General features: G+C 73.3%; 19 protein-coding genes and 1 pseudogene. 13 read left to right on the top strand and 7 right to left on the bottom strand.

The window, feature by feature from the left end:
* Positions 1-3 precede the first annotated feature (3 nt).
* The 3 genes from ACWCPW_RS27935 to ACWCPW_RS27925 all read right to left on the bottom strand — a co-directional run bounded on the left by ACWCPW_RS27935 (position 4) and on the right by ACWCPW_RS27925 (position 3178).
* Positions 4-729, bottom strand: coding sequence for a class I SAM-dependent methyltransferase (locus tag ACWCPW_RS27935; protein ID WP_449764356.1), 726 nt, complete (start codon positions 727-729; stop codon positions 4-6).
* A gap of 4 nt (positions 730-733) precedes the next feature.
* Positions 734-1912, bottom strand: a complete 1179-nt coding sequence (locus ACWCPW_RS27930; RefSeq protein ID WP_449764355.1) for a glycosyltransferase family 4 protein — start codon at positions 1910-1912, stop codon at positions 734-736.
* 153 nt (positions 1913-2065) lie between these two features.
* The gene (locus tag ACWCPW_RS27925; protein ID WP_449764354.1) at positions 2066-3178 is read right to left on the bottom strand and encodes a DUF3068 domain-containing protein; all 1113 of its coding nucleotides are present in this window, start codon (positions 3176-3178) and stop codon (positions 2066-2068) included.
* A 168-nt stretch (positions 3179-3346) separates the two neighbouring features.
* Between ACWCPW_RS27925 and ACWCPW_RS27920 the strand changes: the two genes are divergently transcribed.
* From ACWCPW_RS27920 to ACWCPW_RS27880, 9 genes and pseudogenes are all read left to right on the top strand, one after another.
* Positions 3347-3511 carry a hypothetical protein gene (locus ACWCPW_RS27920; protein WP_449764353.1) on the top strand — a complete coding sequence of 55 codons (165 nt, stop codon included), beginning with the start codon at positions 3347-3349 and terminating at the stop codon, positions 3509-3511.
* An 89-nt stretch (positions 3512-3600) separates the two neighbouring features.
* Positions 3601-4815 carry a PucR family transcriptional regulator gene (locus tag ACWCPW_RS27915; protein WP_449764352.1) on the top strand — a complete coding sequence of 405 codons (1215 nt, stop codon included), beginning with the start codon at positions 3601-3603 and terminating at the stop codon, positions 4813-4815.
* A gap of 700 nt (positions 4816-5515) precedes the next feature.
* A complete protein-coding gene (locus tag ACWCPW_RS27910) occupies positions 5516-5728 on the top strand; it encodes a DUF5999 family protein (RefSeq protein ID WP_449764351.1) in 213 nt (70 codons plus the stop codon).
* 76 nt (positions 5729-5804) lie between these two features.
* Entirely contained in the window at positions 5805-6917 is a 1113-nt protein-coding gene (locus ACWCPW_RS27905; protein WP_449764350.1) for a type III polyketide synthase, read from the top strand.
* Positions 6902-7411, top strand: a pseudogene (locus tag ACWCPW_RS27900) (cupin domain-containing protein); the annotation flags it as partial. The gene ACWCPW_RS27905 and the pseudogene ACWCPW_RS27900, both read left to right, overlap by 16 nt.
* A gap of 176 nt (positions 7412-7587) precedes the next feature.
* Positions 7588-9516, top strand: a complete 1929-nt coding sequence (accD, locus tag ACWCPW_RS27895; RefSeq protein WP_449764349.1) for an acetyl-CoA carboxylase, carboxyltransferase subunit beta — start codon at positions 7588-7590, stop codon at positions 9514-9516.
* Complete coding sequence (accB, locus tag ACWCPW_RS27890) at positions 9513-10067, top strand: acetyl-CoA carboxylase biotin carboxyl carrier protein (protein ID WP_449764348.1); 555 nt, start codon at positions 9513-9515, stop codon at positions 10065-10067. Before accD ends, accB begins: the two co-directional genes overlap by 4 nt.
* Positions 10068-10073: 6 nt before the next feature.
* Positions 10074-11420 (top strand): acetyl-CoA carboxylase biotin carboxylase subunit, encoded by a 1347-nt coding sequence (locus ACWCPW_RS27885; protein WP_449764347.1) that lies wholly within the window; start codon positions 10074-10076, stop codon positions 11418-11420.
* 39 nt (positions 11421-11459) lie between these two features.
* A complete protein-coding gene (locus ACWCPW_RS27880) occupies positions 11460-12080 on the top strand; it encodes an NADPH-dependent FMN reductase (protein WP_449764346.1) in 621 nt (206 codons plus the stop codon).
* 1185 nt (positions 12081-13265) lie between these two features.
* Here the strand turns inward: ACWCPW_RS27880 and ACWCPW_RS27875 are convergent.
* On the bottom strand, positions 13266-15350 hold the full coding sequence (locus ACWCPW_RS27875) for a GAF domain-containing sensor histidine kinase (protein WP_449764345.1): 2085 nt from the start codon (positions 15348-15350) through the stop codon (positions 13266-13268).
* Positions 15351-15614: 264 nt separating this feature from the next.
* The gene (locus ACWCPW_RS27870; protein ID WP_449764344.1) at positions 15615-16292 is read right to left on the bottom strand and encodes a response regulator; all 678 of its coding nucleotides are present in this window, start codon (positions 16290-16292) and stop codon (positions 15615-15617) included.
* A 541-nt stretch (positions 16293-16833) separates the two neighbouring features.
* On the opposite strand from ACWCPW_RS27870, the gene ACWCPW_RS27865 reads away from it, so the two are divergent.
* The gene (locus ACWCPW_RS27865; RefSeq protein WP_449764343.1) at positions 16834-17631 is read left to right on the top strand and encodes a TIGR03084 family metal-binding protein; all 798 of its coding nucleotides are present in this window, start codon (positions 16834-16836) and stop codon (positions 17629-17631) included.
* 610 nt (positions 17632-18241) lie between these two features.
* Positions 18242-19984 (top strand): chitinase, encoded by a 1743-nt coding sequence (locus ACWCPW_RS27860; protein WP_449764342.1) that lies wholly within the window; start codon positions 18242-18244, stop codon positions 19982-19984.
* Between the two features lie 70 nt (positions 19985-20054).
* On the opposite strand, the gene ACWCPW_RS27855 is transcribed toward ACWCPW_RS27860, so the two are convergent.
* Together ACWCPW_RS27855 and ACWCPW_RS27850 are read right to left on the bottom strand one after the other, a co-directional pair.
* Positions 20055-20642 carry a HutD/Ves family protein gene (locus tag ACWCPW_RS27855; protein WP_449764341.1) on the bottom strand — a complete coding sequence of 196 codons (588 nt, stop codon included), beginning with the start codon at positions 20640-20642 and terminating at the stop codon, positions 20055-20057.
* 127 nt (positions 20643-20769) lie between these two features.
* On the bottom strand, positions 20770-21102 hold the full coding sequence (locus ACWCPW_RS27850; protein ID WP_449764340.1) for a cupin domain-containing protein: 333 nt from the start codon (positions 21100-21102) through the stop codon (positions 20770-20772).
* A 142-nt stretch (positions 21103-21244) separates the two neighbouring features.
* On the opposite strand from ACWCPW_RS27850, the gene ACWCPW_RS27845 reads away from it, so the two are divergent.
* Both ACWCPW_RS27845 and ACWCPW_RS27840 read left to right on the top strand, forming a co-directional pair.
* The gene (locus tag ACWCPW_RS27845; protein ID WP_449764339.1) at positions 21245-21703 is read left to right on the top strand and encodes an AAA family ATPase; all 459 of its coding nucleotides are present in this window, start codon (positions 21245-21247) and stop codon (positions 21701-21703) included.
* Positions 21704-21709: 6 nt separating this feature from the next.
* The gene (locus ACWCPW_RS27840) at positions 21710-22465 is read left to right on the top strand and encodes a tRNA(His) guanylyltransferase Thg1 family protein (protein ID WP_449764338.1); all 756 of its coding nucleotides are present in this window, start codon (positions 21710-21712) and stop codon (positions 22463-22465) included.
* The last annotated feature ends 26 nt before the right edge of the window (positions 22466-22491 follow it).

Here is a 22491-nt window from a genome sequence, read left to right as displayed (position 1 = left end):
CCGTCACGGGCACCGCCGAAGAATGAGGAGCAGGTTCCAGGTGATGACCTCGCGCAACCCGGGAACGCGGGTGACCGCGCCGGGCAGAAACGGCCAGTAACGCGAGCGGGCCGACGTCACCAGCACGTCCGGACGGGCCCGGACATGGCGCAGGGTGGGCCCGATGTGCACGGCGAACAGGTTCTCGCCCAGGGTGTGCTTGGCGGGCCGCCCGGTGCGCCGCGCGTACCGGGCACGGGCGCGTTCGGCGCCCAGGTAGTGCCAGGGCGCCCACTCGTGACCGCCCCACGGGGAGTACCAGTTGGTGAAGGAGACGTAGATCAACCCGCCCGGGCGGGTGACTCGGACCAGTTCGCTCAGGAAGGTCTGCGGATCCGCCACGTGCTCCAGCACATTGGACGCGAAGCACACGTCGGCGACACCGTCCGCCAGCGGCAGCAGGTACCCGTCCGCGACCACGGCGCCCTCGGGCGGGCCGCCCCGCGCCGCCAGCTCCGCGGGATCGGGTTCGAACAGGTACGCGTGCGCGCCGCGTCGGCGGAACTCGCGGGTGAAGTGCCCGCTGCCGCCGCCCACGTCGACCACCACCCGACCGCGCAGCCGCACGTGCCGCTCGACCTGATCGGCGGCGTCGCGGGCGAGCAGTCCGTAGCACCGGTCCGGGTCCTGCGGCTCCTGCCGAAAGGCGCGAAATAGCGCGATCGACCGGCGCAGGGACGGGTCCTTCACGCGGTCACCACCCAGTGCCGCGTCCGGGGACCGGGGCGGACGCGGCCTCGGCGGCCACGGCCCGGAACCGGCGGACCGTGCCGGCCCAGCGAAACCGGGCGGCGCGCAGTCCGGCGGCGGCACTCGCCGCCGCGCGGCGCTCGGGACTGAGCGCCAGCGCGCACCACGCGGCGGCGAACGAGCTCTCGCCGCGGGCCAGTACGCCGGTGACGCCGTCGTCGATCGAGTCGCGCAGGCCCGGGATGTCGAAGCCGATGGCCGGCGTGTGCCGGGCCGCGGCCTCGGTGACCACCAGACCCCACCCCTCGACCAGCGAGGGATGCAGCAACAGCCAGGCCGCGCACAGCAGTCGGTGCTTCTCGGCCTCGGACACCCGGCCGGCGAAATGTACGCCGGGCCCGGCCGAGGCGCGCAGCCGATCGCCTTCCGGCCCGTCGCCGACGATGACCAGTCGGCCACCGGTGACCGGCCGGACCCGGTCCCACAGGCGCAGGAGCAGGTCGATGCGCTTGTACTCGACCAGGCGCCCCACCGCCACGAACAGCGGCTCGGGCGATTTGGGGACCCTGGGCGCGGGTTCCTCGACACCGTTGTGCACGACCCGGATGCGATCCGGCGGCACGCCGATCGCCCGCAGCGCGGAGGCGGTCGAGCCGGACACCGCGACGATCAGGTTGTCCCGATGCGCGCCGGCCAGTCCCCAACGCTCCAGCCGTCGGCCCAGCCGCGCGGCGAGGCTCGGAAACCGCATGCCCCACAGGTCGGTGTGGACGTGGTTGACCAGGCACAGGGTGGGGCCCCGGTGCCACAGCGGAGTCAGGTACGGCATGCCGTTGCAGACCTCGACGAGCAGGTCGCAACCGCCGACCCGACGGTCGAGGGCGCGGTGCGCGCGCAGGTAGTGGTCGGCGTCGCCGCCGGCCGAGACCACGCGGTAGTCGCGGTCGGCGGCCGGTCCGCCGCAGACCAGGGTCACCTGGTGACCCCGGGCGGTGAGACCGTCCGCCAGTCGATCGACCAGTAGTTCGGAGCCGCCCGCGGCCGGGTTCGCCAGGTCGCGGCGGGCCAGGAAGACGATTCGGCGAGGGTGGGGGGCCCGGTCGGACGCGGGACCGCGCGGTGAGGGTTGCAACGGTGCCGGGCCGGTCACCGGACGCAGCGCGGAAGGCACGTGCTGGGGCATGTCAGCTCCAACTCGTAGCGGCTCTGGAACGAACGCGGAAGGGTGCACGGGAAGTGCGGGACGTGCGGGGTGAGTTCGTAGTTTTCGCCACCAAGTGCGCCGAAGCTACTCACCCAGGTGACAACTTTGCCGTTCCCCACGACCGGAGAATTGTCAGTTCGGTGCCGGTCTGCCCGAGTCGCGCCGCCTGTTCGGCCCGGTACGGCGGTGCGGCAGCCGGCGGAAGCGGGCGCGCCGGTGTGGATCGGCACCCGGCTCGTGCCCGGGCTCGGAGGTGGGCTCGTGTCCTGGGTCGGCGTCGGATCCGGGGCGCGGACGGGTGCCGGGCCCGCGGACCAGGAGCAGCAGTCCCAGCGCCGTGAGCAGGGCCCCGAGCGAGCTCGCGGCCAGTGGGGCGGTCTCCCCGACCAGCTCCAGCTTGGCACCGTCCTCCTCGGCCAGGTCCACCTGCCGGCGCCGGGTCTCGTCGGTGAACCGGATGTTGTCGCTGTCCAGCAACACCACCGAGGCGGAGGCCGCCCCGGGTGCGCGCAGGGTCTTGCGCGGGGCGATCCTGGCGTCGATGACCCGGCCGGTGCGCGGGTCGACGACCAGGTCGACGCCGGCGTTGGCGTACCACTCCTCGGCGAGCACCTGTGGCTGTGCGGGCAGGCCGACCAGGGTGCCCGGCACCTGCCGGCCGCCGACCCGGGTGTCCTGGACGACGCCGGTGAAGCGATAACCGCGGTGCCCGCGGACCTTCACCGTGCCGCGGTAGTCCAGCGGTACCGCCGCCCCCAATGTCTCGTCCCACCAGCGGTATCGCCGCTTTTCCAGGTCGAATGGGAACTTCAGGAACGCCTCGCCCTGGATCGCGGGCGTCTCCCCGCAGCAGTGCACGGGCGCGTTGGTGCGCCGGTCGGTCACCCAGCGGGCCAGCGTCCACTGGAAGGACCGACGCGGGTCGTGCGCGGCCAGCGTGGCCGGAGTGTCGATCGTCGTCGACACGTCCCACACCGCCCGGCCGCTGCGCTCGGCCGCCGCGACATCGCCCACCACGCGGCGGGTCACGGTGAGCGTCTCGCCGTGCACCGGCCGCAGCGAGCCGGTGTCGAAATAGCTTCCGGTACCGGTGAACACGACGGTGTCGTCGATGTCGACGGGGGTGCGCTTGGCGTGCGGCTCGACGTACCAGGCCAGCATCGCGGCCAGCACGAGCAGGAAGACCCCGGCTCCGAGCAGAGCCAGGGAGAGGATCGAGGAACGGGAGGAAATGGCGCGGCGCATCCGGCACTCCTGACGGCAAAGGGCCTCGGGGACGTGCACGTCTGTCTCAGGCCGGGAACCGTAGGCGCACCCTTGACGGAGTGTCAATACACCTCGCACACTGTGCTGATATAGAGCCGGTGCATGGGAACGGGCGGGGTGCCCTCCGATCGAGAGGCTCGTCGAAGCATGCGCAGACTGCTCGCCGCCGGCTTGACCGCGGTCGTTGCCGCCGCCCTCGCCGTGGCCGCCGGGTTCGGCATCGTCGCCGCGTTGAACGCCACGCCCGACCAACCCAACGTCCCACTCGTGTCCTTCCGCACCGACCCGACGGCGCCGAACGCGCAGCCCTGATGCCGGCCCCGCCCGCAGGCAAACGGGTCCGGTCACGGGCGCACGGCCCCGGCGACGGCGTCGAGCACCGGCCGCGAGGGAAAGGCGACATGACGGTGCGCACCGCCTGGCGGGACGTGCCTCGGCCGCGACTGCGTCGGTTCGCCGATCTGGCCATGGCCGAGATCCCCGACCTGGCGCAGGACATCCTGCGCGACATCCGGGTCGAGTACCCCGGACTGCCGCTCGTGCCCGACGAGTCCGGCGAGCCGATGGCGCTGGTCGCCATCCGGCGCGCCCTGGTCGACTTCGTCGAGCACCTGTTGGCCCCCGACGACCGGCAGCACGAACGCCTGGAGCTGTTCGAGCTGTTCGGCCGCGTCGAGGTGCTCCAGGGCCGAAGCCTGGATTCGCTCCAGGCCGTCTACCGGCTCGGCGTACGACTCGCGTGGCGGCGACTGGCCGAGATCGGCCAGCAGGTGGAGATCCCGCCGCCCGCGATGTACGAACTCGCCGAGGCCGGATTCGAATACCTGGACGGCCTGGTCGCCCAGTCCGTGCACGGCTACGCCGAGGCCGCGGCCCGACAGGTCGGCGAACGCCTGTGGGCGCAGAAGCGATTGATCAAGATGATGCTCACCGAGTACGGCACCGAACCCGCGAGCGCGCTGGCCGAGCACGCCGCCCGGATCGGCTGGCCGCTGCCCGAACAGGTGGCCGTCGGCGTGCTGTTGCGACCCGCGCCGGACGCGGTGGCCCCGGCGGTGGGCCGGGACGTACTCCTGGACATGGAGTGCGAACGACCCCGGATGATCGTGCCCGACCCGGACGCGGCCGGCCGGCCCGAACTGCTGCGCCGGGCGATGACCGGCTGGACCGGTGCGATCGGCCCGTCCGTCCCGCTCGCCGACGCGGCCAAGTCGCTGCACTGGGCCTGCACCGCGCTGCGCCTGATGGAACGCGGACACCTGCCGGACGGGCGGGTGATCCGCTGTACCGAGCACACCGAGGCGTTGGTACTGCTGCCGCCGGAGGAACTGATCGAGGATCTGGCCCGGCGCTGCCTGGCACCGCTGGACAACTGCTCGCCCACGCACTCGCGGCGACTGGCCGAGACGCTGCTCGCGTGGCTGGAGACGCGCGGCGGCGCACCGGAGATCGCGGCCCGGCTCGGGGTGCACGCGCAGACCGTGCGCTATCGGCTGCGGCAGATCCGCGAACTGCTGGGTGACGAGATGGACGAGCCCGATCGCCGCTTCGAACTGGAACTGGTGCTGCGGGCACGGCGATTGCGTGACGAGCAGGAGGGTCCGAGCCGGAACTGAGGCTTCGCGGAGCGGAGTTCGGCGCGACGGCGGACCGGTTGGGGCCGGGCGCCTTTGTGGGTCACGGGCTCCGGGGGCGCGCCGACGCGGTCGCCGAGGTCGAGGTCGAGGTCGAGGCTGAGGCCGGGGCCGGGGCCGGGGCCGCGGTCGGGGACCACGACGGAGTCGACGTCGACCACGGCGCCGGCGGGCGCCACTCCCGGACGTGCGGCCGGCTCTCGTGCGGGTTCGGTGCGGCGAACGGGCCCGCGCGTGTGTTCATCGGGACCGGCACGACCACGACGAGGATCACGGTGAGCACGGTCAGTGCCGAGCCGATGGGATTTGCGGACGTTGTAGGTGTAGCGGTTCGTCCCCCACCCGCTCCGCTTGAAGACCGGCTCGTCGTCGTCCCACACACCGGCCACCCTACGCCGGGCGTTCGAACGCCCGCGCCGGCCGCTCTTCCAGGCGCTTCGGCCCTTCGACGGTGCCCGGCACCACCGCGCAGTGGTGCCGCCGCGATGCCCGGGATCCGCGCGCAGTGGTGCCGCCGCGGCGCCCGGGCGACTCGGGACATCGGCCGGCGAATCGGGGCCGTGGGCTCATCCGCCCGGGACGGTGGGCGGCGCACCGTTGGCATGTGACCAACCAGCCGACGGACCACCCGGCAGCTCGTGAATCCGCTGCCGACCACGGCACTCCCGGAAGGACCAGGACCATGTGCCGGCACTCTCCCCCATGTCCCGCCGCATCGGCCTCCGACCACCTGGCGGCACACGTCGTACAGAGCCATCCCGAACAGGGCTGGAGCCTGCTGTGCAACGGCGTGGTGATCTTCGAGGACACCGGCGCGCTGCTGCCCGACGGTGCGATCGAGGCGCCGCATCGAGTGGGCGGTCCCCGGGTGGCGTCGATGGAAGCCGCCGGATAGCGGACCAGCCGAACCACCGCCGAACGACCGCCCAACCATCGCCGAATCACCGCCGAATCACCCAGGAAGGGACCTCGTGAGTACTCTGTGCCGGCCCGCCGTGGCCGTTCCCGAAAACGTGATCACCATGGACGAGTCGCTCGACATCGCCCGGCGACTGCACGCGGACAACCCCCGGCTGCCGCTCGCGCTGCGGCTGATCGCGAACACCGGTGTCCGCCGCCGACATCTCGTGCAACCGATCGAGCGGACCCTGCGACACCCCGGCTTCGAGGCCCGCAACCTGATCTATCAGGAACAGGCCAAGCTGCGGGTGCCGCCGGTGATCCGCCGGGCGCTCGCCAACGCGGAGGTGGAGATACGCGACATCGACCTGCTGATCTACGTCTCGTGCACCGGGTTCGGCATGCCGTCGATGACCGCCTGGCTGATCAACGAACTGGGCATGCGCTCCGATACCCGCCAACTGCCGATCGCCCAGCTCGGCTGCGCGGCCGGTGGCGCCGCGATCAACCGGGCGCACGACTTCTGTACCGCGTACCCCGGGCTCAACGCGCTGATCGTGGCGTGCGAGTTCTGCTCGCTGTGCTACCAGCCCGACGACGCCGACGTCGGGTCGCTGCTCTCCGACGGCCTGTTCGGCGACGCGGTCGCCGCGGCCGTGGTGCGCGGCGAGGGCGGCACCGGCGTGCGGCTCGAACGCAACGGCTCGTACCTCATCCCGCACACCCAGGACTGGATCTCCTACGCGGTCAAGGACACCGGATTCCACTTCCGTCTGGACAAGCGGGTGCCCACCACGATGGCGCCGCTCGCGCCGGTCATCGACGACCTGGTCGCCCGACACGAATGGGACGCCTCGGCGTTGGACTTCTACGTCGTACACGCGGGCGGGCCGCGGATCCTGGACGACCTGAGCAGGTTCCTCGGCGTCGTTCCCGAGGCGTTTCGACACAGCCGGGCGACCCTCACCGAGTACGGGAACATCGCGAGCGCGGTGGTCTTCGACGCCCTGGACCGGCTGTACGCGGCGGGCGGACCCGTCGTCGGCGGACGCGGCATCGTGGCCGGCTTCGGCCCCGGGATCACCGCGGAGATGGCCCTCGGCACCTGGGTCGCCGGCGAACCGGCCGGCGGCGGGGTCCGGCGGCCGACGAACGAGGAGGTGCCGTCATGGTCGACGGCCTGATCATCCCGCCCGGAGCGGGTCGACGACTGGTCACCGCCGCGCAGGAGGTCACCTACAAGGTGACCGGCGCGCATGCCCGACACACCTCGACCTTCGAGGTGGTCGTGCCCCCCGGCTTCGACGTCGGCGCGCACGTGCACGCGCGGGGCGAGGAGTTCTTCTACGTCCTCGACGGCGAACTCGACGTGCTCGCCTTCGAACCCCGCCGGCGCACCCGCGACGACTGGCGCGGCTGGCGCTCGGAAACCGGCCGGGGACCGGTCCGGGCCGGGGCCGGGAGCTGCATGTTCGTACCACCGGGCTGTCCGCACGCGTTCGCCAATCCGACCAAGCGACCGGCCAGGATGTTGTTCCAGTCGACGCCGGCGCCCGACCACGAACGCTACTTCGAGGAACTGATCGAGATCTTCGGCGCGGGGGAGCGGGTCGACTCCGACCGCGTGGCCCGACTCCGCGAGAACTACGACGTCCAACAGATCACTCCGCTGCGGCACGCGTCGCCGGGGGCCGGCGGCAACGCCGGGCCCGGCGCCGGCTCGGGAGCCGGATCGAGGGCCGGCTCGGGGGCCGGACGCGGTACGGGATGGAGGGCCGGACTCGGTCCCGGATCGGGCGCCGGACCCGGCAGCGGATCGAGTGCCGCGCGGCGCCACGACGAGGGGAGAGCGCGATGAACACCGCTCCCGTACCCGCCGCCGAGCAGCCGGCGCCGGCCGACTGGCTGGCCTGTCCGAGCTGTCGGGCGCTGGTGTACCGCAAACGTTTCGAGCGCGCCGACCGGGTGTGCCCCGGCTGCGGCACGCACACCCCGCTCGACGCGGCCCGGCGGCTCGACGCGCTGCTCGACCCGGGCAGTGCCCGACCGCTGACCCCGACCGAGACCGTGCACGACCCCCTGCGCTTCGAGGATCTCAAGCCGTACGCGGACCGCCTGGCCGCCGCCCGGGTGGCGACCGGACACGACGACGCGGTCCGGGTGGCGCTCGGCACCGTGGTCGGGCACCCGGTGGTGCTGGCCGTGATGGACTTCGCCTTCATGGGCGGCAGCCTGGGCGTGGCCGCCGGCGAGGCGGTCACCACGGCCGCGGATGCCGCGCTCGCCCGGCGGGTACCGCTGATCCTGGTCACCTCCTCCGGGGGTGCCCGGATGCAGGAGGGCGCGCTGGCCCTGATGCAGATGGCCAAGACCTCGGCGGCGATGGCCGAACTGGACGAGGCCGGAATCCTCACCGTCACCGTCGTCGCCGACCCGACCTACGGCGGCGTGGCCGCGTCGTTCGCCACGCTGGCCGATGTGGTGGTGTGCGAGCCGGGTGCGCGGATGGGCTTCGCCGGACCGCGGGTGATCGAGGAGACCATCGGGGAGCGGCTGCCGGAGGGTTTCCAGACGGCGGAGTTCCTGCTGCGGCACGGGCTGGTGGACGCGGTCCGTCCGAGGGGTGAGCTGCGCCGCACACTCGCGGTCCTGCTGGCGTCGGCGCGGGGTGCGGACGGAGCGGGCGGGGCGGAGCGGGCCGACAGGGGCTGTGGTGCAGCCGATCGGGGCGAGCCGGGGGACCGGTCGGGTGTGGCCGATCGGGCCGATGTCCTCGGTGGGTCGGATGGGTCGGATGCGCGTGATCGATCCGGCGGGACGGGGACGATGGCGCCCCCGGCGGCCCTCGCGTGCCGCCGGATCGACGTGGCGCGCGCCGCCGCACCGATGCCGATGTCGGCTCCCGTGGCCGTCGAGCCGCCCGTTCGACCGGCGCACGAGGTGGTCGCCGCCGCGCGGGACCTCGGCCGGCCCACCACGCGCGACCATCTCGCGTACTGGATGGACGCGTTCGTCGAGTTGCGCGGCGACCGGGCGGGTGGCGACTGCCCGGCCATCGTCGGCGGCCTGGGCCTGGTGGAGGGCCGCGCGATGCTGGTGCTCGGGCACCAGAAGGGCCACACCACCGCCGACCTGGTCCGGGCCAACTTCGCGATGGCCTCGCCGGCCGGCTACCGCAAGGTGGTCCGGCTCGCGCGCCTGGCGGAGAAGCTCGGCGTGCCGTTGGTGACCCTGATCGACACGCCGGGTGCCCACCCGGGGATCGAGGCCGAACAACAGGGCCAGGCCGGGGCGATCGCCGCGTGCCTGCGCGTGCTCGCCGGACTGCGGGTGCCCGTGGTGGCCGTGGTCACCGGTGAGGGCGGCAGCGGCGGCGCGCTCGCGCTCGGTGTCGCCGACCGGGTGCTGATCAGCGCGAACGCGCTGTACTCGGTGATCAGCCCGGAAGGCTGCGCGGCGATCCTGTGGAAGACCCGGGAGCAGAGCCCGGCGGCGGCCCGCGCGCTCGGCCTGGACGCGCGCTCGCTGCTCGAACTCGGCGTGGTGGACCGGGTGGTCCCCGAACCCGAGGGCGGCGCGCACACCGATCCGGCCGCCGCGAGCCTGGCCCTGCGGGACGCCGTCCTGGAGACGGTGGACGAACTCGCGGCGGTCGAACCGGCCGAGCGCGTCGTGCTGCGCCGGCGGCGGTTTCGGGCCTTCGGGCTGCCCGCCGTGCGGCCGGCCGGCGCCGGCGACCCGGACGACGGCGACAGCTACGACTTCGAGGAGGAATCGGCATGACCGGCACCGACGGCGAAGGCCGCACGGCGAGCCTGACCGCGCTGCGCGGCGCGCTGGGCCAGGTCCTGAGCGATGCCCCGCGCCCGCCCACGCGGATCGTGGTGCGCTCCGGAGCGGAGAGTATCGAGGTCGCGTGGTCCGACCCGTCGGGCGCGCCGACCCCGTCGCCGGCCCCGCCCGATTCCGAGCCCGTTGCCGTTGCCGCGAGGACGGCCGACCCGGACCGGCCCTCGGACGCCGCGCCGGCGGGCGAACCCTCGGGCCATCTCGTCCGTGCCCCGCTGGTGGGCACCCTCTACCGCGCGCCGGAGCCCGGGGCGGCGGCGTTCGTCGAGGTCGGCGACGTGGTCCGGGCCGGCCAACAGGTGGCCATCATCGAGGCGATGAAGCTGATGAACCCGATCGAGGCGGACCGCGACGGCCGGGTCACCGCCGTGCTGGTCGACAACGGCCGAGGCGTCGAGTACGACCAACCGCTGTTCGAACTCGAACCCGACCTCGACGCCGGCTCCGGCGCCGATTCCGATTCCGATTCCGACGCTGCGAGGTGACCCGCCGTGTTCGACACCGTACTGATCGCCAACCGCGGCGAGATCGCGCTCCGTGTGGTGCGCACCTGCCGGGACATGGGCATCGCCACCGTGGTGGTGCACTCCGCCGCGGACCGCGACTCGGCCGCCGTACGCGCGGCCGACCACCACGTGAACATCGGCCCCGCCGACCCGCATCGCAGCTACCTGTACGCGCCGGCGGTGATCGAGGCGGCCCGCAACACCGGCGCGCAGGCGATCCACCCCGGTTACGGATTCCTGTCCGAGGACCCGGACTTCGCCACCATCTGTGCGGAGAACGGGATCGTCTTCGTCGGTCCGGCCCCGGAGGTGATGGCCCGGCTCGGCGACAAGTCGACGGCCCGGCGGATCATGGCGGACGCGGGACTCCCGGTGCTGCCCGGATCGCGCGAGCCGGTCGGCACCGCCGACGAGGCCGCCGAGGTGGCGCGGGCGATCGGCTTCCCGCTGATCGTCAAGGCGGTCGCGGGTGGCGGCGGCCGGGGCATGGCGGTGGTGCCGGACGCCGGCGCGCTGTTGCCCACCTTCCGTGCCACGCGTGCCACGGCCCAGGCGGCGTTCGGCGACAACCGCGTCTACCTGGAGCAGTACCTGGCCGGCGCCCGGCACATCGAGATCCAGATCCTGGCCGACGCGCACGGGAACGTGGTGCATCTCGGCGAGCGCGACTGCTCGGTACAGCGCCGACACCAAAAGCTCGTCGAGGAGTCGCCGGCCCCTCGCCTGCCCGCCGAACTGGCCGAACGGCTGGCCGCGCACGCGGTCGCCGGGGCCCGGGCGGTGGGATATCGGGGAGCCGGCACCTTCGAGTTCCTGGTGCGTGGTGAGGACGCGGCGTTCATCGAGGTGAACTCGCGGATCCAGGTCGAGCATCCGGTGACCGAGACGGTGACCGGGATCGACATCGTCCGCGAACAACTGCTGATCGCCGCCGGTCGACCGCTGGACTTCGGCCAGGAGCGGGTGCACCGCCGCGGGGTCTCGGTGGAGTGCCGGATCAACGCCGAGGACCCGGCCCGCGATTTCGCGCCCTGCCCGGGCACACTCACCGCGTTCGAGGCGCCGGCCGGCCCGTTCGTCCGGGTGGACACCCACGCGTATCCCGGCTCCCAGGCTCGACCGGAGTACGACTCGCTACTGGCCAAGATCGTCACCTGGGGGCCGGATCGCGACCAGGCGCTCGCCCGGATGCGGCGTGCGCTGCGCGAACTGCGGGTCGAGGGTCCGGGCGTGCACACCACCGCGCCGCTGCTGGCCGAGGTGCTGGACGAACCGGACTTCCGGGCCGGACGCCACGACACGACCCTGCTCGACCGCCGTACCGCACCCTGACGAAAGGCGCGTGCCATGTCCGCTCCCGGGACCGCTCCGATGCCCCCGTCCCCCGCCCGCGTGTTGGCGATCTCCGGTTCGTTGCGCGCGGAATCGGCCAACACCCGATTGCTGGCCGCGTTGCCCGCGCTCGCACCACCGGGCATGTCCTTCGACGTGTATCCCACCCTGGGCGAACTGCCCTTGTACAACCAGGACTTGGATGTACACCCGGCGCTGCCGGCGGTGCGGAGGTGGCGCACCGCGATCAGTCGGGCGGACGGGCTGGTGATCGCCACGCCGGAGTACAACCACTCGATTCCCGGGGTCCTGAAGAACGCCGTCGACTGGGCCTCGCGCCCGCGCGGCGACGCGTCGCTGTGCGGGAAGGGCATCGCCGTGATGGTGGTGACGGCCAGTCGGCTGCACGGGTTCCGCGGGTTGACCGACACGGTGCGGATCCTGACCGGGCTGGGCAACCTGGTGGTCCCCGACCCGGAAGTGGTGGTGGGCGGCGCGCCCGACGCGCTGACCCGCGACGCCGACGGCTCCGTACGCCCGGCCGACCTGCGGGTCGCCGCGCAGATCCGCATCCAACTACAGGCCCTTTCCGACGTCATCCGCACCGGTGCCGCATCCGCAGCCCTGGCCGCCCCAACCCGCCACCGCCGCACGCCGTAACCCCCTGCACTCGGCCCGCCCCGCCGGGTACCACCATCCTCGCCGGGTACCACCATCCCCGCGGGCGCCCACCCGGACGCGATCCCGCAAGCTTGCCCGCCCGCCACCCCCGAACGCGGCAACCCCCTGCCGCCGCGCCCGAGTTGCCGCACGGCGGGTGCCGCCGCCCCCGGGCCGCCGCGAGCGCTGCCGCGTCCGGGCCGGCGGCGGTCGAGTGCCATGTCCCGCCAGTCGTCGGGAGTGGGCGGCGGCGGCCCGGCGTCGTCACGGCTGCGTTTCGGCGCACACGGGCGGGAGGCCCCGCACCGTCGCGTGGGCATGTTCGCCGTACCTGTCGCAGGGCGCGGCGCACGCGGTGCCGTCCGCATACCGCCGACGCTGTTCCTGCCGCGCCGTCGGGCATCCACACCGACGTCTCCGCATGCGGTCTGCCCTTTTCGCCCCTTCACGCGTAGGCCGCTCTCGGGGTCCTCTGTCGCGCATGCCGCTGTCGCCTCCGCCTGTGCCCCCGCACATGCACACCCCGCCCCGCCCCGCTATCGCCCCACCTCGGCTCGCGTCCGCGCCCGCTTCCGCTCCCCGCGCTCGTTCGCGTCCCCCCTTCCGCGCCGCTCGCGTCCGCGCCCCCGTTTCCGCTCCGTTTTGTGCTTGTCCCCGCTCTGGTTCCCGCTTCCGTCCTTGCCCCGCTCTCGTTCCCGCTTCCGTCCTCGCTCCGCTCTCGCCTCCGCCTCCGCCTCCGCTGCCGGCGCTCGTCGCCTCCTCGTCCCGCCCGCCCGCCCCGCACGGGAGTGCGCGCGAGTGCGCGTGGGTATGCCGCCGCCCCCGCCGTCGGGGACGGTGGGGGCGGCGGGCTGGTATGGGGTCGGGACCGCCTCAGGCGATCGGCGGGTGGTGGGTGTCCGGTTCCTCCGGGCGACCGGGACCGGGAGCATCGGCCCGATGCGGCGGGTGGCCGCCGTCCGGGGCTTCCGGTTTCGGCGGAGCGGGCTCCACGCTGTCGCACGGATTGTTGGGCGGGTGGCAGCCGAGCGGCCGGTCGGGGTCATGCGGTCCCGGCGGCGGTTCGCCACCCTTCGGGCGTGGGTTCGTCGACATTTTCGATCTCCGTGCTTCGAGGGGGACAAGGTGACCGTTTTCGATCACCGCTCCTCCACTCTCGCTCGACAGGGTCCCGCCCGCATGTGGTCACGGTCCCGGGTGGGTCCCGGGTTGGTCCCGGGTGTCGGTCCCGGGTCGGGGGATGACCGCACGCACCGTGGTGCCGTGTTCGTCGCTGGTGGCGGTGAAGCTGCCGCCGAGTTCCTCGGCACGTTCGGCCATCGAGGCCAGGCCGACACCGTCGGAGGCCCCGGTGTGGTCGCGGCCCCGGCGTCCGACGCCGTCGTCGACCACCTCCAGGGTGACCCGGGTATCGGAGACCCGGACGCCGAGGGTGGCGTTTCGGGCCCGCGCGTGCCGGACGACGTTGTGCAGCGCCTCGCCGCAGATCCGGTAGACCGCGACCTCCAGGGCGGCGGGCAGCGGCGGCGGGGGTTCCGGGTCGAAGGTGACCCTGATCCGCGGGTGGGCGCCGTCGCCGCCGTCGAGCCGGGACGCGGACTCCCGGAGCGCGCCGGCGAGACCGAGTCGGGCCAGCGCGGCGGGCGCGAGGCCGTCGGTGATCCGACGCAGTTCGGTGATCGCCTCGCCGATGCTGCGCGACGCGATGGCCAAGGTTCCCTCGGCCGGCGTGCCCGCGGGTACGCAGGCCCGCGCGGTGTCGACCTGGAGCCGGGTGCCGGAGAGCGCGGGCCCCAGGCCGTCGTGCAGGTCGTGGCGCAACCGGCGGCGGGCCTCCTCGCGGGCGAGCACGATGTGCTCGCGGGTCTCCTGGAGTTCCTCGTACAGGCGCAGCGACGCGATGGCGGGTGCCGCCTGGTCGGCGAGGAAGCGCAGCACCTCCAGATCCTGGCGGTCGAGCGTGTCCTGCCCGGAGCGCGGCGGCGCGGAGAGTCGGCCGATCACCACGCCCTCGTAGGTGAGCGGGAAGTCGACCCGGTCGGCCTCCGCGTCGCCGATCCGGGCGAGTTCGCGTTCGCCGTGCCGGGTGTCCACCACGACGCCGGCGCCGGGCAGGCCCAGGGTGTACACGACGGTCTGGCACAGCAGGGTCGGCGCCGCGCCGGGTGCCACCGCCCGGCTCAGCCGTTCGGACAGGTCGCGGACGACCTGATAGGGCCGGGCCCGTTCGCCGTAGTAGAAGCGGTCGACGACCCGCATCGCCCACCCGATGGTGGGCCGCAGCAGTGCGCCGATGACCAGCGCGCCGGCCGCCATCACCAACGCGCCGGCGGTGCGCGCGCCGGGCAGTACGCCGGACAACGCGACGGCCACCGCGAAGTAGCCGCCCATCAGCACCGCGGCCAGCGAGAACGCGGCGAGCACCTTGCGCGTGGACCGGTCGAGGTGCCACTGCCGGTCCCGGGCGAAGGCGTACGCGAAGCAGAGCTGCCACACCAGCACGCCCGCGTAGAGGAGGAATTCATAGAGCAGATCCGAGAGTTCGAGGTGGTAGCCGAGGAAGAGCACGGCCAGCCACAGCAGGTAGGGCAACAGCGGCAGGAGTCGCATCGGGTGCGGCCCCGGCAGGCGCACCCAGCACACCGTCATCACGAGCAGACTGGCCAGGATCACCAGCGGCGGGATCAGCTCCAGGCGCGGGGTCAGCCACTCGTTCAGCCATTGCTGGATGGCGGCCCACGAGCCGTGGCGCAGGAAGCTGGGCAGGCCGTACCACGAGGATTCGGCGTAGTCGTTGTAGGCGTGCAGGACACTCCACAACGCCACGAGTACCGCGTATGCCCGCACGAACCAGGATTTGGGCAGCGTTCCGCGCGGCAGCCACAGCGGCAGCGCGTACATCCCGAACAGGAACACCGCGTCGGTGACCAGCCACAGCGAGATCGCGAAGGCGGCCCAGCCGGGCCCGGCCCCCGCGAACACGGCGGTGAACAACACCGCGCTCGACAGCGGATAGGCCAGGCCCGTCCACAACAACACCCAGCCCAGGCCGGGCATCGAGCGCCGCGCGATCACGAACAGCCCGGAGAGCGCGAAGGCGATGCCCTGAAGCGTGGACACGCCGATCAGGGCGGGCCGCGGCGGCATTCGCGCATCGTCGAGGTGGGTGAGCAGCAGGATCAGCGTGACCAGGCCGGCGACCAGCGAGGTGCCGCAGACCACGTAGGCCCGGTCGAGGCCGGAGCGTTGCTCTCGGATGCCCAGGGGCATGTGGCGCCTCCTCACGGGACGTCGTCGGACGACGGCGCGAACGAGTGGAGCCGGGGGGACCGAACCACGCCGGTGTGATCCCGGTGCGGACGGGCCGCCGCGGTTCGGACATCCAAGAATGGCCCGCGCCCGGTCCCGAGGGCACGAGGCACCGGTCCCAACGAGGTCCCGAAGCGGCCCCGGACGGTGTCCCGAGTCGGGCTCGGGACGGGGCCGGCCGGGGCGCGGCGTGCGGCCGGCTCGGCGGGCCGGTCGGCGGCCGGCTCAGTCGGCACCCAGGCCGAAGTCGCGGGCGTGGGCCACCGCCTCCGCGCGAGTGCCGACATGCAGCTTCTCGAAGATGTGCGTGATGTGATTGCGCACCGTCTTCTCGGCGAGGAACAGCCGACGGGCGATGTTCCGGTTGTCCAGGCCGCGGGCGAGCAGGTCGAGCACCTCGCACTCGCGATCGGTCAGCTCGGGGAAGACCCGTTCCGCGCCGCGTGGCGCGCCGCTCGCGAGCAACGCGGTCAGGCGGGGCACGGTCTGCGCGCCGAACACCGCGCCACCGGCCGCGACCGTGCGCACCGCGTGCAGGACCTCGTCCCGCCCGGCGCCCTTGACCAGGTAGCCGCCCGCCCCGGCGCGCATCGCCGCGAGCAGGCTGCCGTCGTCGTCGGACATGGTCAGCACCAGGACCGGGACGCCGGGCGTGTCGGCGGCGATCCGGCGGGTGGCCTCGATCCCCGAGCCGTCCGGCAGCGAAAGGTCCATCACGACCAGATCGGGACGCCGCTCGGCGATCACCTCGGGCACCGCGGCGGCCGTCTCGACCTCCGCCACCACCGAGATGTCGCCGGCGCTCTCCAGGGCGGCCCGCAGGCCTGCCCGAAACAACGGATGGTCGTCGACGATCACGACACGTACTACCTCGGACCCGCTCTCCCCAACCACGCGGTACATACTACGCGTGATGCACCGGTCACTTCAGGTGAATTCGACGCGTGCCGAGGCACGTTGTCCGCGACCACTTCCACGCATGGAGCCGCATCGAGCCGCGAGGCGCGTGGGGCGCGGGGCGCGGGGCGGGGGCGCGGGGCTGGTCGGGCGGCCGGTCGTGTGCGGCGGGTCGGGGCCGAGGTGGTCGGGCGGGTGCGAGGCGGGCGGGCCGGGCGCGGGGCAGGTGGAGCGTGCGGTGGGTGGGCGTGCGGCGGCCCGGGGCGCGGCGGGTCGGGTGGGAGGTGGGTGGGGACGAAGTGGGCGGGGCCTGTGGCGGGTTGGGCGTCGGGTGGTCGGGGTGGGATGTACGGGCGCGCCGTTGCTCGGTGTGGTTGGTCTCGTGGGCGTGGGCGTGGGCGTGGGCGTGGGCGTGGGCGTGGGTCGGCAGGCGGAGGTGGCCGGGCCGCGTGGTGGGCTTGTGTGTGGGCGGGGCCGATGGAACCCTGCCGAGGGTGTGTGGTGTCGGAGCGGTGCCGATGCCGTCGACGGTGGGAGGACGGGGACGATGGTGGATCTCGTGGCCGTCCTGGCCGATCTGGACGCGGAGGGCGCCGCGTTGGACCGGCTCGTCGGCGAGCTGACGTCGGACGCGTGGGCCGCGCCCACCCCAGCGCCCGGGTGGACCATCGCCCACCAGATCGCCCACCTGGCCTGGACCGACGACCAGGTCGCGTTGGCGGCGACCGATGCGGACGGCTTCGCGCTCGCCGTCGCGGAGGCCGCGGCCGACCCGGACGGCTTCGTCGACCGCGCGGCGCACCGCGCCGCCGCGGCACCGCCCGAGCGCATCCTGGCCGGCTGGCGAGCCGGTCGCGGCACCGTGTCCACCACGCTGGCGGCGCTTCCGGCGGGACGGCGGTTGCCCTGGTACGGCCCGCCGATGAGCGCCGCGTCGATGGCCGGCGCCCGGATCATGGAGACTTGGGCGCACGGCCAGGACGTCGCCGACACGCTCGGCGTGCGCCGCCCGCCCACCGCCCGACTCCGGTACGTCGCCCGCATCGGCGTGCGGGCCCGCGACTACGCCTACACCGTGCACGGTCTGCGGCCACCCGAGCGGGAGTTCCGGGTGGAGCTGACCGGCGGGCCCGAACTCGGCGGCTCATGGACGTACGGCCCCGAGGACGCGGCCGAGCGGGTGACGGGACCGCTGCTCGACTTCTGCCTCCTGGTCACCCGCCGCCGCCACCTTGACGACCTGAGGGTCCGAGCCCACGGCGCCGAGGCCACCCGCTGGCTGGGCATCACCCAGGCCTACGCCGGGCCGCCCGGCCCGGGTCGCGCGCCGAGCCCGCGCGACTGACCCCACCCGCCGCACACGCCACCCGCCTCGTCCACCCGCCTCGCCTCGGCGATCAGCCGTCCTGCTCACAGGCACTCCCGGCGCCCTCGGGTGTGCCCGGAGGGCCTGCACCCGGCCTGGTCACACCCCACCCATCTCGTCCCACCCGCCTCGTCCCACCCGCCTCGTCCCACCCGCCTCGGGTCCGGTGGTCGACTCGTCCCGCACACAGGCCCTCCGGCGCCCTCGGGTGTGCCCGGAGGGCCTGCGCATGGGCCGTGTGGAGGCCGCCGGTCGGCTCGGGGCCGCCCGGGCCCACGCGAGGCCGCCCCGTCCGGGCCGCGAGGCCGATTCGCCCGTGACGCCGCTCCCGGGTCGGCGCGTATCGCCCCTCGGTGTGCGGCAATTGGTCCAGACCTATTGACAGTTCGCTCGCCCCGGCGGTCAACTCGTCCTGCACACAGGCACCCCCGGCACCCTCGGGTGCGCCCGGACGGCCCGCGCACGCCCTGCGCCGAGGCAGCCTGACGTCCCATCAGGCGATGCGGTGCCGGCCCGGGTCCACCCTCCCTTCCAGGCACGCCCACGCCCGCAGGCACTCGCCCGGGCCGGTACGGGAGGAACACCCACGATGGCACCGACACGTCCCCCGAACACCCGCGCGGCGCAGGCCGTTCCGCGCGGCAAACGCGCCCCGCGCCGCTTCGTCACCGCCCTGCTCACCGCGTGCGCGATGGCCTCGGCCGGTCTGATCGCGCTCGCCTCGCCCGCCCCCGCCGCCGCCGAACTCGTGGTGAACGGCGGCTTCGAGTCCGGCCTGTCCGGCTGGACCTGCTCCGGCGGCACCGGCAGCCCCACCACCAGCCCCGTACACAGCGGCACCGGCGCGCTCAAGGCCACCCCGGCCGGCGGCGACAACGCCCGGTGCAGCCAGACCGTCGCGGTGCAACCCGACTCCGAGTACACCGAGACCGCGTGGGTCCAGGGCTCGTACATCTACCTCGGCGCGACCGGCACCGGCACCACCGACGTCTCCACCTGGACGTCCTCCGCCACCGGCTGGCAAAAGCTCACCACCACGTTCCGCACCGGCGCCCGCACCACCAGCGTCACCATCCACCTCAACGGCTGGTACGGACAGCCCGCCTATCTCGCGGACGACGTCTCGCTGGTCGGCCCGGGCGGCAGCACCACCATCCCGGCCGTACCCACCGGCCTGACCGTGACCGGCACCACCGCGCGCGGCGTCTCGCTCGGCTGGACCGCGGTGCCCGGCGCGACCGCGTACGACGTCTACCGCGCCGACACCAAGGTGGCCACGGTCACCGGCGCCACGGCCGAGATCCCCGGCCTGACCCCCGAAACCACCTACACCTTCTCCGTCGCCGCGAGCAACAGCGCCGGGACGTCCGCGCGTTCGGCCCCGGTCACCGCCACCACCGGTCCCGACGGCCCCACCGGCCAGGACCCGACCGGCCTGCCCAAACGGGTGATGACCGGCTACTGGCACAACTTCGTCAACGGTTCCACGAACCTGCGCCTGCGTGACGTCCCCACCTCCTACAACCTGGTCGCGGTGGCCTTCGCCGAGGCCGACCGCACCCGCTGGGGCGCGGTCACCTTCGGGGTGGACCCGGGCCTGTCGACCGCACTCGGCGGATACAGCAACGCCGACCTCAAGGCCGACATCGCGACCTTGCACGCCCGCGGCCAGAAGGTGATCCTGTCGGTCGGCGGCGAGCTGGGCGCGGTCTGGGTCGGCGACAACGCCTCCGCCGCCATGTTCGCGAGCACGACCACCGCACTGCTGCGCGAATTCGGCTTCGACGGCGTCGACATCGACCTGGAGAACGGCGTCAGCCCGACCTACATGGCGACCGCGCTGCGCGCCATCCGGGCGCAGATCGGCACGAGCCTGATCATCACGATGGCCCCGCAGACGCTGGACATGCAGTCGAACCAGGCGGCGTACTTCCAACTCGCCCTGGGGATCAAGGACATCCTGACCATCGTGCACATGCAGTACTACAACTCCGGAACCATGTTCGGCTGCGACCAGAAGTTGTACGCGCAGGGCGGCGTCGACTTCCTGACCGCGCAGGCGTGCATCCAACTCCAGGGCGGGCTGCGCCCCGATCAGGTCGCACTGGGCGTCCCGGCCACCGGGCGCGCGGCGGGCAGCGGGTACGTCCCGCCCGGCGTGGTGAACAACGCGCTGGACTGCCTGGCCCTGGGCAACAATTGCGGGAGCTACCGGCCCACCACCACCTGGCCCGGCATCCGGGGCGCGATGACGTGGTCGGTCAACTGGGACGCGACCGCCGGCTATGCCCTGGCCAATTCCATCTCGGCGCACTTGCGCACGATGCCCTGACACGGTCCGTCCGCACACCGCGCCACTCCCTCCGAGCACCACGGCAACCCGGCAGCACGGCCGCACGCCTCTACAGCGGACGAAGGTCCGCCCACAGCGCGACCGCACCGGTCGCGAGCGGCGCCGTCGGCACGACGGCGCCGCTCGCCCACCACAACCCCTGCCCGGCCCGCAACGTCGGCGCGAGCGCGTCGCCTGCCGGCGTGTCCGGCGCATCCGGGACATCCGGCGCGGACAGCACGTACAGCACACCGGCGTGCCCGGCGGGTGCCGTCACCGGCGCGGTGACCCGGTGCACCCGCGCGGCCCATCGCCCACGCCGGGTCATGATGTTGAGCACCCGGGTACCGGCGCCGAGCACGGTGGCCCGCACGGCCGACTCGCCGGAGAACGCGAAGGGTTCGCCGGCTCGGTCCAGCCGGTGGTCGAGTCCGCCGTCCCCGACCAGCCGCACGCCGCCGCCCGCGAGGAGGGTGATCGTCCGGTCCACGTCGGGGAAGGCGGAGAACGGTCCGTCGGCGGAGATCGTCGCGATGCTCGCGCGCCAGTCGAAGTCCGCCGGGTCGGTCGCGGCCTGCGTGGCGATCTCGCGGGTGTCGCCGCCGCCGTTGCGCCACCGGCCGACCGGCAGCGTCTCGACGTCGAAGGGGTTGCTCACGCGCGTGCCTGTCTTCCGGTCGGGGGGCGATGCGGCACCGCCATGATGCCGGCGTGCCGGCCGCTGCCCGGCCGCGCATCCCGTGCCCGGCCCCACGCGGGCCCCGGGCCGTGCGGATCCGCGGTGCTCAGTCGCGTTTGGCCACGGTGAGCAGCACCGCCGAGTCCTCCAACGCCTCGAGACTGTGTCGCGCCTTCGGGGCGACCAGGAAATCGCCGGAGCGTCCCTCCCACGTCGTGTCTCCGGCGACCAGTCGGACCCGCCCGCGAAGCACCACCATGGTCGCCTCCCCGGGATTCTCGTGTTCGGCCAGCGCGGTGCCCGTCGTCAGCACGATCAGGGTCTGCCGGAGCATGTGCTCGTGGCCGCCGTACACGGTATGGGCACTACGCCCCGTCGACGCGGCTGCGGCGAGCTTGAGCAGTTCGCGGACCTGTGCATCCAAGGAGAGCTTTTCCATGCTCACAGTGTGCACACGCCCGCTCACCAAAAGCCCGAACGACCCAACCCGATCACCACCGAACGCCTCGCACCGCCGACCGTGGCTACTCTTCCGGCCATCCGACGGATCCCCCGCCGGTGGGCGCGGGAGCGGAGCGGGCGTGCGGGTGGCGGTGCTGATCGGGCTTCAGGCCTCGGGCAAGTCGAGTTTCCATCGGGCCGTCCTGGCCGGGACGCACGTGCACGTGAGCAAGGACCACTTTCCCCGCGCCCGGAACCGGCAGCGTCGCCAACAACGGCTGATCGAGGAGGCGTTGGCGGCCGGGCGGGATGTCGCCGTGGACAACACCAACCCCGCGCCGGAGGATCGGCGACCGATCGTCGCTCTCGCGCACGCCTGGGGAGCCGAGGCGGTGGCCTATTGGTTTCCGCCCGATCCGGCCGGCTCGTTGGAGCGCAATGCCGTACGGGAGGGGAAAACCCGTGTTCCGGAAGTGGGGGTTCGTGCCACGCTGGCCCGGCTGCGGCCGCCCGGTTCGGACGAGGGGTTCGATGCCCGGTACGTCGTGCGGTTCGACGGGGCCGGCGGGTTCGTGGTCCAGACGCTGGGCGAGGGGTGATTCGGGATGGATGCCGACCGGTTCGAGGCAAGCCAGCGCTCGCGTGAGTGGTTCCACTCGCTGGTGCTGCTGCCCGGCGCGTGGACCGTGATCCGGGTGGACGGCCGGTCTTTCTCCCGCTTCACCGAGCAGCACTTCGACAAGCCCTTCGACGAGCGGTTCGCCGCGCTCATGGACGAGACCGCGCAGGCCCTGTTCACCGAATTGGACGCCCGCTACGCGTACACCGAGAGCGACGAGATATCGATCCTGCTGGACCCGTCGTTCGACATGTTCGGCCGCGAGGTGGAGAAGCTGGTCTCGGTGACCGCCGGGATCGCGTCGGCGACGTTCACCCACCGTGCGGGGATCCCGGCCCACTTCGACAGCCGGATCTGGATGGGGACTGGGGTCTCCGACGTTATCGACTACTTCTCCTGGCGCCAGGCCGACGCGGCCCGTTGCGCGCTCAACGGCTGGTGCTACTGGACGCTGCGCAAGGACGGGCGGTCCGCCCGGGCGGCCACCCACGAGTTGGCGCGGTTGTCCAAGGCGGACAAGAACGAACTGCTCTTCGCGCACGGCGTCAACTTCAACGAACTGCCCGCGTGGCAGCGACGCGGGGTCGGCGTCTGGTGGGAGAGCTTCGAGCGGATCGGCTACGACCCGGTCCGCGAGATCGAGGTCTCGGCCACCCGGCGGCGAGTGCGGGTGGAACGGGAGTTGCCGATGAAGGACGAGTACCGCGCGCTGATCGCCGCGCTCGCCGATCCCACCCCCTGAGCCGCCCGAGCGGCCCCCGCACCGCC

Source organism: Embleya sp. NPDC001921 (assembly GCF_053594475.1).
The sequence above is the reverse complement of the archived record's forward strand: the minus strand, read 5'-3'. Positions and strand labels throughout refer to the sequence as shown.